Raw genomic sequence first — 15,203 nt, 5'->3', positions numbered from 1 at the left:
CAGCTTAATCTTAAGAATTGTAGAGATCCCTATCAAGCTCATCTTCACTTGCTGCTACAATTAGGGCTGCAGATGATGCTGCAGTAACATTTGTAGCTGTCCTTCCCATGTCGGCAAGAGATGAAATAGGAGCGAGGATTACGACCATTTCTATTGGTAGACCCATAGCTGCAAAGACTGCTGTTGTCGCAATTGTGGCTGTGCCTGGGACTCCAACTGTTCCTAGTGATACCAAAAGGGCAACTAAGATTAGACTCAAATAATCTGTAAATCCATAGCCAAGGTCAAGGACATTTGCTGTTAAAATAGCAGTCATCACTGGCCAAAAACCAGCACAACCTGGCATTCCCATGGTAGCTCCAGCTGGGGCTACAAAAGAGGCGATTTTTTCTGACACTCCTAGGTTTTTTTCGAGATTATCCACATTTGCAGGTATGGTTCCTACTGATGATTGAGTAGTAAAACCAATGGCCTGGACCGAAAAATTCTTCCTAAAAAACTTAAATGGATTTAGACCTGCAAAGATACTTATAAGAGCTCCGGTTGTGACATAGGAATGGATAAAGGAAGCCAAATAAGTTAGTAGAAGGACCGATACCAAAGGTTTAATGGCAGTGTAGTCAATCCTTGCAACGGCCGATCCTATTAGTGATAGGACGGCATAGGGGGTGAAACTTGTCACAAGGCTTACCAGCCTATTTATTATCTCAGAAAAAGACTCAATAAAGGCAACAAAAGGCCCAACTTCCTTTTCCTTACCATTTTCAATTAGGCTTAAAACCACAAAACCAATTAAAACTGCAAAAACAATTATAGGTATGACCCTGCCGTTGGCTGCGTCATCTATAATATTTTTTGGGAAAAAGTCCACGATTGCCTCTACAAAAGTAGGGACTTCTCTGGCTTCTGCAGGTTCTGGTAGGGGTATGTTTGCGTTTTTACCAATAGCAAAAACTACTGCAAGGATTACCCCAAGTGTAGACCCCAAAACATTGTGAAGGCTTAAAATCCCAAGAGTTTTAAGGCCTATGGACTTAAGCCTCTTTATAGATTCATTTGAAATTACAACCTTAATTACAGATGTAAGAAGCAAAGGAATTACTAGGGCGAAGAGCAAATTAGCGTAAATTTCTCCAAAAATCCCAAAAAGTTCAGTTTGACCCTTAAAAACAAGGCCCAGACCAAGACCTAAAAGAGATCCAAGGATGACCCTTGAAGAAAAGCTAGCGCCTTTCTTTTTCATAAGACTTAGACCATAAAAAAGAGCCAAGCCTACAAGTAGTGCTAAATATTTCATAAATATTCTCCTTTTTAAAAAATTTAATAAAATTAAACAAAAAAACTCATCCCCAAAAAGGACGAGTTAACGTGATTCCACCTTTATTCGTTTTAAGTTTGCTTAAAACCTCAACCGGGGTCAACAAACCCCTCTCGCTATAACAGGCGATCCTGGAGCCCGCTACTAAATTCACAGACTCGACTTAAAGATGCATAAACACAAGCTTTTTATGGCCCATCTCAGCAAAGAAACCTCTCTGTAATAAGTCGCTTTGTGTTCTCTTCTTTTTAACGTCAATTTTATTATAGGATAATTATACAATTCCTAGCAAATTAGTCAAGATTAATATTCATTTTTTATTTGTATAATTTTATTAAATAAGCTTTAAAATCCAAGACCTTAATAAAATACCTTGTTAGGTCTTTCACAATCCTAGCTTGATTTCATATTCATAATATTCAGCTAAATCCACTTTATTTTGAATATTTTTCCCAAACTACAAAACTAGATTCCCCCAGACTTTGGTTTGAATAATTGTTGGAAATTAAAATATTTTCATCTGCTAAGGCAAAATCTTTTTGCCTTCCTAGATTGATGGCAAGGCTTAAAGTCTTTTCTTGGTCAAATCTTTCTAATAATAGGAGGTCTTTATGGCTATAAATTTTTATGTCACCATCTTTTATAGTTTGGTGTTTTTTGATTTCTAGGATTTCTTTTACTTTTTCTATATAAGTTTTGTTTTCTTCCAGATTTTGCCAAGGAAAGGTCCTCCTACAATCAGGATCTCCCTTTCCTTCTAGGCCGATTTCTGTCCCATAGAAAAGAGAGTTCGCCCCCATATAGACCACGCTTAGGCTAAGAGCCGCAAGAACTTTATCTCTTGACCCACCAATTTCAGTGATAAACCTTGGAGTGTCATGGGTATCTAGGAAATTTAGCATCATCCTATTTGCCTGATCTCTATTTCTCATTATAACCATATTTAAATAATCACTAGTTTCTTGGGCGGATTTTTCACCCTTAAAATAAGCTAGGCATACATTGGTGAAGGCATAATTCATTATAGAATCAAACTCATCACCTCTGAGGAAGGATTCCGCATTGTGCCAATTTTCACCGATAATAACTGCATCAGCCTTAGCCGCTTTGATTTCCTTCCTAAATCTCTTCCACAAATCATGGCTGACCTCGTCTGATACATCTAGCCTCCAACCGTCAATATCAAATTCTTCTATCCAGTACTTGGCAATTTTTATCAAATAATCTTGGACCTCCCTATTTGAGGTTTTAAGCTTTGGCATATTATAAACATGGGCAAAGGTCTCATAGTTGATTTTCTCTACATCTGCCTTATCCCCATTTATATAAAACCAATCGTAATACCTAGACTCCTTGCCCTTTTCTATCACATCCTTAAAAATAGGATTTTCGTGGCACATGTGGTTAAAGACCGCATCTAGAACTATCCTTATGCCAAAACCATGGGCCTTTTCTACAAGCTTTTTAAAATCATTTTTATTCCCAAATTGCGGATCAATTTCGTAATAATCTATGGTATCGTATTTGTGGTTGGTTGGGGATATAAAAATCGGTGTTAAATATAGGGCATTTACACCAAGATCCTTGATATGGTCAAGTTTTTCTATTATCCCCTTAAGGTCACCACCTGCAAAAGAATTTGGTTTTGGTAAATCTTCCCAAGCTTGGTTGATGTAGGAATCATCCTTAGAAAAATCTCCCCTCCTAAATCTTTCTGGAAATATCTGATAAAATACAGCCTCTTTCATCCATTCAACAGGCTCAAATAAGTCTGCCTCATGGATATAAGGCATGTGAAAAGATGTGAAATAAAATTGGTCAAAATCGTAAGTCTCTTCAAGGCCATTTTCACTTAAATAATAGACCTCATTTTCATCTTGGATTTTAAAAACATAGGCGAATCGCTTGTCCTTAAGTTTAAAATCTATTTCATAATAAGAAAAATACCTATCTTCAAAAGTTTTTTTCATCTTAACTTCTTGCCAAAGGTGTGGATCATCACATTTATAAGTATAAAGAAGGCTTATATCAAGCTTATCATTTTTATCAGCCCTAAGCCTTATATTTAACTCATCAAGCCTTATAGCATAGGCCATCAAACTCTCACTAATATGTAAAATTGCGGCTTTGTTCATTTTCTCTCCTTAATTGCTTTTATAGATATTATAAGCCAGAAAAATAATAATTCATTTTTATGGATCGAGTAGGAGGTAAATGATTAATTCATCTACCGACCTCTCACACCACCGTACGTACGGTTCCGTATACGGCGGTTCTACAATTTAATATGAACTTTATTGTAATAGCTGACTAGGGATATATAGCCCCTTTCAGCTATTCTTTTGTTGTTTAGAGCTCTGTTTAATACTGGGCTTTTGGCTATTCTCCAATAGGATTTGCGTGTATTTGCCCATTGCCAAGCTTGATATTTTGTTGTACCTAGTTTTACTAAGTTTGTAAATTTAGTTTTAATTTTCTTCCAGCTTTTCCATGCACACATTCTGATTCTTCTTCTTAACCATTCGTCTAGTTTCTGAAGATGATTTCTCATATTTGCTAGTTTGAAATATTGTATCCATCCTCTTATGATTTGGTTGATTTTTATTCTTCTTTGCCTATAGCCTAGTGCATTACTTCTGCTTGTTACTGCTTTTAGTTTTGCCGTTAGTTTCTTTAGGCTTTCTTTGTGTACTTTTAATTGGGTTCCGTTGTTATGGTAAAATCCATATCCTAGATATTTTGTTTGGCTTAATTTTCTTATTGAGGTCTTTTCCTCATTGACTTTAAGCTTTAATTTTCCTTCTAACAGCTTTTTGACTCTTTTGTAGTATCTTTCGGCTGCTTTTCTATTTCTTGCAAATATTAGCATGTCGTCTGCATATCTTACAAATTTGTATCCCCATTTTTCAAGTTCTTGGTCAGCTTCATTTAGGTAGATGTTTGCGAGTAATGGACTTAGGGGACCGCCTTGTGGGACTCCTTTGTCTGATTTTACTTTTATTTCATCTATCATTATTCCTGATTTTAGATATTTGTGTATTAAGGATATTACATCTCCATCTTTTATTTCTTCTGATAGGATTTGTATGAGTTTGGATTGGTTTACTGTGTCGAAGTATTTTTCTAGGTCTAAGTCTACTACCCAAGTGTATCCTTCTTCTGCTATTTCTTTTATCCTTTTTAGGGCATCATGTGCATTTCTATTTGGTCTAAATCCATAGCTGTTTTCTGAGAATTTATTTTCATATATTGGGCTTAGTATTTGTGCTATTGCTTGTTGTATTACCCTATCTGTTGTTGTGGGTATTCCTAGATTTCGTTTCTTACCATTTGATTTTGGTATTTGTACTCTTTTTACTGCTTTGGGCTTGTATTTCCTCGCTCTTATTTGTCCTAGTATTTTATCTTTGTTTTCTTTTAGATGTTCTAGGAGTTCTTCTGTTGTTATTCCATCTATTCCTGCTGTACCTTTGTTGGATTTTACTCTTTTAAAGGCTTCATTTAGGTTGTCTCGATGGAGTATTTTCTCAATTAGTTCATTTTTGGTATTTTCTTTTGAGTTAATCTTATCATGACTGTGTCCAGCTAATTTATTTTCACTTTCCGAGTTATCTTTGATTAGTCTGGTTGATTTTCTACAGTCTTTGCCATGATTAGTTTCTTTCATAAATTTATACCTCCTGTAGTTCGGTCCTTCCTAGTTTTAACTAGTACTATGACTTCTGCTGACTTCTCACTATTCGTTGTTACTACTGTTTCGTTAGTGAGACCTCCTCGGGTAAGGGCATGTTCTTTCCTCTCATCTATCTGCCACATCTACATTTACGTATTCCGTGTAGTTTTTGGACTTTACTTTGTTGTGCAAGCTTATCCTACGTAACTGCCTTATATGATTTCTATTCGTCAGACCAAGAGTTTGCCTAGGGCTTCCTTCAGATTCCAGCTCACGATGGACACCCTTGCCTTTGGCTATGTGTTTCCCACTACCGGGCACACTTAGGACTTTCACCTGTTAGATTATGCTCATGCCGAGCGCACACAAAAAAATACCAGAAGACTCGCTTCCGGTATTTTAAATCCATTTTTATAAAATCCTTTTATATTAACCAGCTATTTCTTCTGGTTTTTTCTTAATTGTACCAAAGATTAGACCGCCGATTATAGCTCCTATTGCAACTGCTCCAACAAATAATAGAGCTTGGTTTAATGATCCCATGGCTGGAAGGATGAAAATTCCGCCGTGTGGAGCTGGAGCGCTTACTCCAAAGTAGCCTATGATAGCGCCTGCTAAACTAGAGCCTATTACACATGATGGGAGAACTGTTTGTGGCTCTGCTGCCGCAAATGGGATGGCTCCCTCTGTGATGAAAGATGCACCTAGGATATAGTTGGTGATTGTGGTTTTCTTTTGTTCTTCATTGAATTTGTTCTTGAAGAAGGTTGTAGCAATAGCAATTGCAATTGGTGGCACCATTCCGCCTACCATTACAGCTGCCATGAAAGTTCCGATTCCAGTGTCTGTAAAAGCGCCGATTGCAAAGGCATAGGCTGCCTTGTTGATTGGACCACCCATGTCAATTGCCATCATTCCTGCAAGAAGGGCTCCGAGAAGAACCATGTTTGTGCCAGAAAGACTCATTAACCACTTGTTGATAAAGTTATTCACACCTGTAAATACTGGATCAACTGCAAAGAACATGATTGCCCCTACAATTAAAAGTCCAAGAACAGGATAAATTAGCATTGGCTTTAGGCCTTCAACTGATTTTGGTAGATTTCTTGTAGCTTTTTTGAGGAAGTTTACAACATAACCTGCTATAAAACCACCAATTAAACCACCGATAAATCCTGCACCACGACTTGCCATTAAACCTGCAACCATACCTGGCATGAGGCCTGGCCTATCAGCAATGGAATAGGAAATATAACCTGCAAGAATTGGTATCAAGAAGGAAAAGGCATCTCCTCCAAGGCCGTTTAGGAAGGTGAATACTGTTGATTCATCGCCAGCAAATCTCTCAAAAAGGAAGGAAATGGCAAGTAGAATACCACCACCAATTACAAATGGCAACATGTGGCTGATACCATTCATCAAATCACCGTAAATTTTTTGGCCGATTGATTGTTTTTCTTCGCTATAAGACTCTTTTGAGCCGCCCTCTTCGTGGTAGATATTGGCTTCGCCTTTTATAGCCCTATCCACAAGTTCATCAGCCTTTCTGATTCCATCTGAAACTGGTCTTTGGATTACTTTTTTGCCGTTAAATCTAGCAGTTTCAACTTTTTTGTCAGCTGCAATTATGATTGCGTCTGCTTTTTCAATTTCAGATGCTGTTAGTCTATTTTTGATTCCGTCAGAACCATTAGTTTCAACCTTGATATTAACTCCCCTGGCCTTTGCTGCCTTTTCTATAGCTTCCTGGGCCATGTAGGTATGGGCAATGCCGTTTGGACAAGCTGTGACTGCAAGAAGGTTGATGTCTGATTTTACTTCTGTCTTGGCTTCTTCTTGGACTGGTTTTGCTTTTTCTGAATATTTTTCAATTACTGTATAAGCCTCATCTTCGTTATTAACCTTTTTTAGGTCGTCTATGAATCCATCTTTCATAATCATCTTAGAAAGCTCTGCAAGGGTTGCAACGTGGAGGTTATTTTCCCCATCAGGAGCTCCTATGGCAAAGAAAATCTCTGTTGGCTCACCATCTAGGGCATCGTAGTCGAGCCCTCCGATTTTTCTTGCAAATAGGACAGCAGGTTCAATAACTGTTTTATTTTTGCTGTGAGGAATGGCTACTGATTCACCAAGGGCTGTTGATCCTTGGGCTTCTCTTTCTCTTAGACCCTCTGCAAAATCTTCTGCACTTTTTACATAGCCTTTTTCAAAAAATTTGTCCGCAATTTCCTTGATGGCTTCTTCTTTAGTCTCTGCCTTAAGGTCTAGGACCATCAGGTCTTTTTTTAATAAATCTCTAATTTCCAATTTCTTCTACCTCTACTTTGTTTAATATTTGGTTGATCATGTCTCTATTTGCTATATCTGGGCTAAAGGCGGTTGCTGTCCCACAAGCAACTGCCAATTTGTAGGCATCGATTTTTTCGAGTTTATTTACCATTCCATAAACAAAACCACCCACCATAGAATCACCTGCACCTACTGAATTTACTAGCTTGCCTTCAATTGGCTTTGCCCTGTAAGCGTGATTTTCATCCACAAAAATCGAACCCTTTGCTCCAAGTGAAACAATTACATTTTTAGCTCCGAGTTCATTTAACTTCCTAGCATATTCGACTAGGTTTTCATCATTTATTTCAGTTTGGAAAATTTTTCCCAATTCCTCTTCGTTTGGCTTAACCAAAAGTGGTTTATAGGCCAAATAATCCAAAAGTTTTTTATCAGCAATATCAATAGTGAAGTCTGCCTCGGTTTTTTCTATGACTTTCTTATAAAAATCAGAATCCAGCGAATATGGCAAAGACCCTGAAATAACAATGACATCTCCCTTTTCGATTTCTTTTAGGCTGTCAAAAAACTTCTCGACTTCTTCCTTTGAAATCTTTGGCCCCTTGGCATTAATTTCTGTTTCCTTGTCGTATTTTAGTTTGACGTTTATTCTTGAATTTTCCTTAATTCTTACGAATTTTTCATCAAGACCCAAGTCCCTTATGGAATTTGCTATATATTCTCCTATAAAACCTCCGACAAAGCCCAAATTTACTGGCTTTTCTCCGAGGTTGTGAAGGATTTTGCTAGCCATAATCCCCTTGCCGCCTGGGTATTTTTCGTCTTCACTCGCCCTGATTGTCGCCCCATCTTCGAATTTATCAAACCTTAAGATGTAGTCAATGGCAGGGTTGGTTGTAATTGTATAAATCATTCTTCCTCCGTAATTAACTTTATTTCATCCCTTGTCGCTATTGTCGCAAAATACCTGATATTCTCCTTTGATCTGTCAGCTAAAACGTAGGCCCTAGTTGAATTTTCAATAGCCTTTGCCTTAACCATGGCTTCGTTGATGTCGGCTGTGTAAAAGCCCTTGTCATCAAAACCATTAGCCCCTATAAAGGCTAGGTCAAAATTGTACTTTCCTATTGATGCAAGAGTCTTTGGGCCAGTTGTAACTTTGGTTTCTGGTTTTACCTGACCTTCTAAAAGTATGGTTGGGATATTTTTGCCGATTAATTTCTCAACATGCATAAGACCATTTGTCACAATTGTTATATCCTGGCCGTTTTCAAAATAGTCAATAACTTCATTGCAGGTTGATCCAGCATCTAGGTAGATAAACTTAGCATCTCCAATTAGGCTTTTAGCCTTTCTACCAATTTTGGATTTTTCACTTAGCCTAATTTTTTGATTGTCAGTGAAATTTATCTCTCTTGGGACGATAGAATTTAAAACCGCACCTCCATGGACCCTTGTAATCTTGCCCATATCTTGCAAATAAGACAAGTCTCGCCTCAAAGTAGATTCACTAACACCTAGCTTTTCTGTTAGGATTTTATTCGAAACCGCCTCTTCTTTTTTGAGGATGTCTAGAATAATATCCAATCTTTTTTCTAATATCATATTAATATTATAGCACCGCTTCATTCAAAGTCAATCAAAATCAATCATATTCTTTCATAAGATGAAAAAATTGACTATTTTGAATGGAAAGATTATAATTATCTAAAGTACATAGGAAGATTTTAGAATATTTATAAGGAGATATGATGAAAGAACTAGAAGAAAGAATTCTTAAAGATGGGATTGTTATTGGGCCTGATATATTAAAGGTTGACTCTTTCTTAAACCAGCAAATCGACTCTAAATTAATCCATAAGATGGGCATTGAATTTGCAAACTACTTTAGAGACAAAAAAATCGATAAGGTCCTAACTGTAGAATCGTCTGGTATAGCACCAGCTCTTGCTACAGCCCTTGAGCTTGAAGTTAACTGCGTTTTTGCCAGAAAAAAACAATCACTTACCACAGGTGATAACTTCTATCATTCAAGCGTATATTCATTCACCAAGCAAGTTACAAACGAACTTATTGTGTCAAAAGACTTCATAAAAGAAGGCGAAAATGTCCTAATGATCGATGACTTTTTGGCAAACGGTCAAGCAGCTAAAGGCATGATTGCAATAGTTAGACAAGCAGGAGCAAATCCAGCAGGTCTTGGAATCGTAATAGAAAAATCCTTCAGCGAAGGAAGAGAACTCATAGAAGATATGGACATAGACATCTATTCCCTAGCAAGGATTGCCAAACTAGAAGACGGAAAGATTACATTTGTAGAAGAATCAAAACTACCAGCTTAGCTGGTAGTTTGTGCAGCGCCTATAAGGCGCGAATACCGGCACGCCCCTATTGGGGCTCCGAATATTCCATCACATGCACCACTATCCCAACTACTGCTGAAGCAGTTTTTTATTTGTTTTTATTTACTGACTCTCCCGTAAACGGGTCATGGTATTCTTTTATACTTATTTGGTCAGCATAATAATCTTCTTTTAATTGATTTTGTATATATTCTTTTATTTTCTTTTCATTTCTGCCTACAGTATCTACATAGTATCCTCTACACCAAAAATGTCTGTTTCCATATTTATATTTTAAGTTGGCATGTCTATCGAATATTATCAGCGAACTTTTTCCTTTTAAATATCCCATTATTTGTGATATTGAATATTTTGGTGGTATTTCTACCAACATATGGACATGATCTGGGCATAACTCTGCTTCTATTATGTTTACTCCTTTTCTTGAACATAATTCTCGAAGTATGCTTCCTATATCTTTCCTTAGTTGTCTATATATTACTTGTCTTCTATATTTTGGCGCAAAAACTATATGATATTTGCATCTCCAGCTTGTATGTGATAAAGTATTTTTATCCATGATTACCTCCTTGTTTAATTGTGCATGTGACTATCACAATTATACTTTAAGGAGGTTTTCTTGGTGCTTGAAGCTAAAGCTAAATCCCTCCACCTGCATAGCAGGTGGTTTTTTGTTTCGCTCTCTTTCGTTCGCTCAACTCACTAAAGTGGACAATAAAAAATAACTGTCAGGAAAAAATCCTGGCAGTTTTTGATTGGAAATTTTTATAAATTTTTTTAATCCCTACTGGACTAATTTATATGATATAATATTAGTGCCTAACACCATATTTTATTAGGTGGAGGGAGGTGAGTCACAAAATGATTCAACTACTTTTGGAAAATTTTTATTTTCCGCTGCTTGTAGGTATAATATTAATCATTCTAGATAAATATCTAGATTATATCTTCAAGTAAATTTAAAAAGACACTAGCACCACCTAGTGTCTTTTTTGTGCGAGTCACACTCACTATTCAACTACTTCGCTTTGTAAGAGGTGGCTTCTCTTGGTATTATTATATGAGTTTTCCCAGATTTTTCAATATCAATCTCTTATCTGATTTTCTCTATTATTCTTGACCTTGTTTCAATATCATCAGTTGAGCCTGATATTGAATTATTTTTCTTAGCAAGATTTGACATTTGGTCTAGGATTTCTCCTATTTCTTTGATATCTCCAGTTTTGCCAGATAATTTATCAATGCCTTCTACCTTGTACCTTCTAAGTCCTGAGTCAAATTCTTCATATTTTTCATTATAAGTATCTGACCCTTCTTTTAGCTTAAGTGCACCTGCCCTTAGGTCAAGAATTCCCTTATTTAAGTCAGAAAGACCCTTGGCCATTGGGTTTAAGGCTTTATCATTAATTGATCCAAGCTCACTTAGGGCCTTAGACCTTTCCTTAAATTCGCTAAGGCCGCCGGATAATTTTTCTGAACCTTCCCTTAAATCGGCTGATTTTGAATCTAATAAATTTAGGCCATTAGCGAGTTTTTCGACGCCTTCCTTATTGGCTTCTGTACCTAAAAGAAGTTTATCGGAACCTTCCTTAACTTTTGCTAAGCCCTCATCAAGTTGCTTTAGGGCTTCCCCTAATTTCATCAAGTCGGAATCGGATAAGCCACTTTCAATTTTTTCTATGCCTGCTCCTAGTTTGTTTGATGCCTTTTCCAGGTCAGATTTGGATTCATTTAGCTTTTCGCTCATCTCTCCAAGACCCATGCTTAATTTGTTAAGACCTGTTGTAAGCTCATTTGATGCCCCGCTTAAGTTTTTTAAACCAGCGTAAATTTCTGCATTTACCTTTGCACTGGCACCGAGTTTTTGACTTTGACCATAAAGACCATTTTTGATTGCCCTTAAGTTTTCAATCTCACTTGTCAAAGAGCCATCAGTATTTTTAGCCTCAAGACTTGTTATTTGATTTTCAAGATTAGCCGCATTTTGGTTAATATTTGATATTACCGCTTCAGTATTTGGTGCATTTTCTCCTGCAGCACTTAGATCAGCTATGGATTTTGATATTTTTTCTGAAGAGCCACTAGCAGATTTTAGGCCTTGGTTTAATTTTTCTAAGGATTCAGCCATAGGATTTATATTTTCGCTAAAGTCATCAATACCAGCTTTGAGAGCCTTTAATGAAGTGACAAATTCTGTTAAATCATCTCCCTCAGACCCTTGGGATAATTTTTCGCTTAAGGCCTTACTCCCCTCACTTAAACTTGCAATTCCTGCATTAAGGTCAGTAGCACCTTGATTAAGACGATCTGCACCATCCATCAAATCACCCACTTTTGAATTAATCTCAGAAAGACCACCTGTATATTGGTTAAGGCCAGCATTTAAATTTGCCCCTCCCTCATCAAGAGCAGAGATGGCATTTCCCATTGGTCCTATTTTTTCTGGTAGGCTTGCAAAAGCTCCGCTCATTTGGTCAAAACCTGCAATTAACTTCTCAGATCCTGCGGATAGTTTTTCGGATCCATCAGCCAAGTCAGAAATTCCTTTGTTAAGACTTTTACTTCCTTCTTTGAGTTTGCCTGAACCATCAACAAGCTTACCTGCATTTGCTGTTAATTGGTCAAGTCCAGCTTCCAAATCATCAAAGGATTTTAGGCTTTTACCCTCTTGGAAGATTTCATTTGTGATTACAACATAGGCCTCGCCAGGTTTGAAATTTTCCACATCCATTTCAATTTCAATTTGGTCTTTGAACTTATCAAGCTTTTCATCATCTAAAAGTCCATCAAAATTTTCCTTTAGACCTGGAGCAAGGACTCCTCCTACTATTTGGTTTTTGCCATCTTTTATAATTTTTGCAGAATCAGCCTCGATATTTTTTACCTCATCATCTGCAAATGTCATCTCAGTCATCACAAGGTAAGGTGCATAAATCGCTTTACCAGATTTTTGGCTTTCTTTCACCTTGTTGTGGGCTGTAATTGTGATTTTAAGCTTGCCAGATTTTCCTTCAAGGTCTTTAAAATCTATGGCCTTGCCATCTAGTTCGTATTTTATTTCTACATCCACAGGCAAGTCCTTGTCAGTCTTACCCTGGTAATAAAAGTCTTTATCTTTAGAATTTATATCAATAAAACCGTCCTTGGGCTCAATTTTTTCGTCAGTTTCAAGGTTTTTAATGTCTCTAAGGTCTGACTTGTCCTTAATACCTGCCTTTCCGTCCTTATTTATCCAAACTGAGACAGTCTGATCTGTGACCTTGCCCGCTTCTTTTGTAACATAAACTGTTTCGTTTTTATAGGTTTTAGACTCACTAGCAAAAGCGATATTTCCTCCAAGTATAGAACTTACACTTAAAACTGCGAGTGCTTTTACAAATTTTTTATTCATTTTCTTTTCCTTCCTTAAATCCTTTTGTAGTTTTTTCAATAAATGGTATTGAGACTCCTATTATGGCTGGTAAGAAGATAATTATTACAAGCATTGAAATTATCGCACCCCTAGCCAAGAAAATACAAATAGTAGATACAATTTCCATCTTTGAGTAAATACCTACACCAATAGTTGCTGCGAAAAATGAAAGGGCAGATGTAACTATTGATTTTGATGTTTCCCTAACCGATAGGTCAAGAGCCTTATCAAGGTCTTTGTGCTTTTTATATTCAAAGATAAACCTATCCATCATCAGTATTGAATAATCAATGGTTGAACCTAATTGGACTACACCGATAATTATCGAAGTGATAAAAGGAATTGTGTGTCCAAAATAGAATGGGATTCCCATATTTATGAAAATCGCAAGTTCGATGGCTGCTATTAGAACAATCGGAATTGCAAATGACTTGAAAACTAAAGCGATGATTAAAAATACCACTATAATTGAAGCGATATTTACCATCTTGAAATCCCTGTCAGATAGGATTGTCAAATCTTTTGTCAAAACTGCCTCACCAGTAAGTTTGCCATCAGGATCGTGGGCTTTTACAATCTTATCAATTTCAGAAACTTGCCTGTTAACCTCACTTGAAGCTGTTTGGTATTCTGAATTAACCATAATCATCTGATAGCCATTTTGAACGAAGTTTTGCTTTAATTTTTCAGGTAGGACTTCGCTTGGGATGGTTAAACCTGTCATAGAATTCACACTTAGAACGTTATTTACCCCGTCCACATCTTCAATTTCTTCTATCATTGAATTTACACTTGTCTTTGAAAGGTCATCTTTGACTACTATAAAATGGCTTGAAGCCATATTGTAGTCTTTTTTCATCTTGTTTAGGGCAACAATTGAGTCTAGATCTTGTGGGAGTGACCTATCCAAGTTGTAATAAAGATTAGTATTTCTTGCCCCGTAGACAGCTGGTATAAACAAAAGTAAAAATACTATAAAAAGTTTTTTCCTATGTTTGATTGTAAAGCTTGCTGTCCTTGAAAAATCTGGGAGTAAAACTTTGTGGTTAAACCTATTTACAAGTTTTTCTGCCAATAAAATCATTGGTGGCAAGACTACAACTGTTGAAATAAGTCCTAAGAGCACTCCCTTGCTCATTACAAGCCCTATATCCTTACCTAAACCTAACTGCATCAATAAAAGTACTAAAAATCCTGCGAAAGTTGTAAGAGATGAGGCAAAGATTGATGCTAAAGTCGAATCAATTGCCTTAGCCATGGCCTCATTATTACTTTCATTTTTCTTTTTCTTTTCTACATACCTATGGTAGAGGAAAATCGAATAGTCTGTTGTAACAGCTAACTGCAAAACAGCTGCAATTGCCTTAGTTATATAAGAAATTTCTCCCAAAAATATATTTGTCCCAAAGTTATACAAAATAGCGTAGCCAATATTTAGCATAAAGAGAAATGGGATAATAGTTGATTCATTGGCCAAAGATAGAACTACAAGGGCCAAAGCAACTGCAAGAGCCACATAAATAGGAGTTTCCCTATCGATTAAATCCTTAGTATCCTTAACCAAGGAAGAGATTCCACTCAGGTATTTTTCCTTGGACTCAAGATCCCTTATCTGATCAATTGCCTCCATTGTCCTAAAAGACGAAGATGACTCAGAAAATTTAACCATCAAAAGAGTTGAATCTTCAGCATAAAAAGCATCCCTAATCTCGTCGGGCAAAAATTCACTAGGAACTGTATCGCCAACGATTGAAGATTTTGAAATTACATCTTCAACCCCATCTATTTCTAATATTTCTTTTTTTAACTTGTCTGCATCGTGATCAGTGCCCTTTAAGATAAGCATGCCCGTAGCAGCATTCTTAAAGTCCTTATCAAGGATCTCCTGGCCTTGAGTAGACTCAAGATTTTCTGGCAAATATGATAGGATATCATAGTTTACCCCTGTGGACTTATAGCCAATCCATGATGGTATTAGTAAAATAGTCATCACCAAAAGTACCAACCTAGGATGGTATGAAATAAATTTTGATATTTTTTTCATCACTAACTTCCTTTCTAAATAGGACCAAAAAAGATAAGCTAAGACTAATAATAATTTCAAAAAAATAGGATTTTAATTCTGCTAAAATCTTTTTTAACTTAAAT

10 protein-coding genes are annotated in these 15,203 nt (G+C 36.6%); 1 reads left to right on the top strand and 9 read right to left on the bottom strand.

Translation table 11 applies throughout. From position 1 onward, the window contains the following. Nucleotides 1-10: 10 nt before the first annotated feature. The 6 genes from K8P03_RS06320 to K8P03_RS06295 all read right to left on the bottom strand — a co-directional run bounded on the left by K8P03_RS06320 (nt 11) and on the right by K8P03_RS06295 (nt 8,867). Nucleotides 11-1,297 carry a dicarboxylate/amino acid:cation symporter gene (locus K8P03_RS06320; protein WP_223419448.1) on the bottom strand — a complete coding sequence of 429 codons (1,287 nt, stop codon included), beginning with the start codon at nt 1,295-1,297 and terminating at the stop codon, nt 11-13. 455 nt (nt 1,298-1,752) lie between these two features. Beyond that, nucleotides 1,753-3,453 (bottom strand): glycoside hydrolase family 13 protein, encoded by a 1,701-nt coding sequence (locus K8P03_RS06315; RefSeq protein WP_223419445.1) that lies wholly within the window; start codon nt 3,451-3,453, stop codon nt 1,753-1,755. 140 nt (nt 3,454-3,593) lie between these two features. Beyond that, nucleotides 3,594-4,985 carry a group II intron reverse transcriptase/maturase gene (gene ltrA, locus K8P03_RS06310; RefSeq protein WP_223417700.1) on the bottom strand — a complete coding sequence of 464 codons (1,392 nt, stop codon included), beginning with the start codon at nt 4,983-4,985 and terminating at the stop codon, nt 3,594-3,596. 435 nt (nt 4,986-5,420) lie between these two features. Continuing rightward, a complete protein-coding gene (locus K8P03_RS06305; RefSeq protein ID WP_223419443.1) occupies nt 5,421-7,298 on the bottom strand; it encodes a PTS fructose transporter subunit IIABC in 1,878 nt (625 codons plus the stop codon). Next, nucleotides 7,288-8,193: a 1-phosphofructokinase gene (gene pfkB / locus K8P03_RS06300; RefSeq protein ID WP_223419441.1), complete on the bottom strand. Its 906-nt coding sequence runs from the start codon at nt 8,191-8,193 to the stop codon at nt 7,288-7,290. Before pfkB ends, K8P03_RS06305 begins: the two co-directional genes overlap by 11 nt. After that, the gene (locus K8P03_RS06295) at nt 8,190-8,867 is read right to left on the bottom strand and encodes a DeoR/GlpR family DNA-binding transcription regulator (RefSeq protein ID WP_263285024.1); all 678 of its coding nucleotides are present in this window, start codon (nt 8,865-8,867) and stop codon (nt 8,190-8,192) included. Before K8P03_RS06295 ends, pfkB begins: the two co-directional genes overlap by 4 nt. Before the next feature lie 164 nt (nt 8,868-9,031). Here K8P03_RS06295 and K8P03_RS06290 point away from each other — a divergent pair, with 164 nt between their 5' ends. After that, nucleotides 9,032-9,622 (top strand): xanthine phosphoribosyltransferase, encoded by a 591-nt coding sequence (locus tag K8P03_RS06290; RefSeq protein ID WP_223419436.1) that lies wholly within the window; start codon nt 9,032-9,034, stop codon nt 9,620-9,622. 109 nt (nt 9,623-9,731) lie between these two features. On the opposite strand, the gene tnpA is transcribed toward K8P03_RS06290, so the two are convergent. The 3 genes from tnpA to K8P03_RS06275 all read right to left on the bottom strand — a co-directional run bounded on the left by tnpA (nt 9,732) and on the right by K8P03_RS06275 (nt 15,099). Further along, nucleotides 9,732-10,202, bottom strand: coding sequence for an IS200/IS605 family transposase (gene tnpA, locus K8P03_RS06285; protein ID WP_223418082.1), 471 nt, complete (start codon nt 10,200-10,202; stop codon nt 9,732-9,734). Nucleotides 10,203-10,736: 534 nt separating this feature from the next. Further along, the gene (locus K8P03_RS06280; protein WP_223419434.1) at nt 10,737-13,034 is read right to left on the bottom strand and encodes a coiled-coil domain-containing protein; all 2,298 of its coding nucleotides are present in this window, start codon (nt 13,032-13,034) and stop codon (nt 10,737-10,739) included. Then, nucleotides 13,027-15,099, bottom strand: a complete 2,073-nt coding sequence (locus K8P03_RS06275) for an efflux RND transporter permease subunit (protein ID WP_223419431.1) — start codon at nt 15,097-15,099, stop codon at nt 13,027-13,029. Before K8P03_RS06275 ends, K8P03_RS06280 begins: the two co-directional genes overlap by 8 nt. Nucleotides 15,100-15,203 lie beyond the last annotated feature (104 nt).

The sequence above is a fragment of the Anaerococcus murdochii genome, assembly GCF_019957155.1.
Classification (GTDB): domain Bacteria; phylum Bacillota; class Clostridia; order Tissierellales; family Peptoniphilaceae; genus Anaerococcus; species Anaerococcus murdochii.
The sequence above is the reverse complement of the archived record's forward strand: the minus strand, read 5'-3'. Positions and strand labels throughout refer to the sequence as shown.

Bases quoted from the DNA above. Each gene is read 5' to 3' on its own strand.
- K8P03_RS06280 (WP_223419434.1), bottom strand. From the start codon at position 13,034: ATGAATAAAAAATTTGTAAAAGCACTCGCAGTTTTAAGTGTAAGTTCT.
- K8P03_RS06275 (WP_223419431.1), bottom strand. From the start codon at position 15,099: ATGAAAAAAATATCAAAATTTATTTCATACCATCCTAGGTTGGTACTT.
- K8P03_RS06315 (WP_223419445.1), bottom strand. From the start codon at position 3,453: ATGAACAAAGCCGCAATTTTACATATTAGTGAGAGTTTGATGGCCTAT.
- K8P03_RS06320 (WP_223419448.1), bottom strand. From the start codon at position 1,297: ATGAAATATTTAGCACTACTTGTAGGCTTGGCTCTTTTTTATGGTCTA.
- pfkB (WP_223419441.1), bottom strand. From the start codon at position 8,193: ATGATTTATACAATTACAACCAACCCTGCCATTGACTACATCTTAAGG.
- K8P03_RS06290 (WP_223419436.1), top strand. From the start codon at position 9,032: ATGAAAGAACTAGAAGAAAGAATTCTTAAAGATGGGATTGTTATTGGG.
- tnpA (WP_223418082.1), bottom strand. From the start codon at position 10,202: ATGGATAAAAATACTTTATCACATACAAGCTGGAGATGCAAATATCAT.
- ltrA (WP_223417700.1), bottom strand. From the start codon at position 4,985: ATGAAAGAAACTAATCATGGCAAAGACTGTAGAAAATCAACCAGACTA.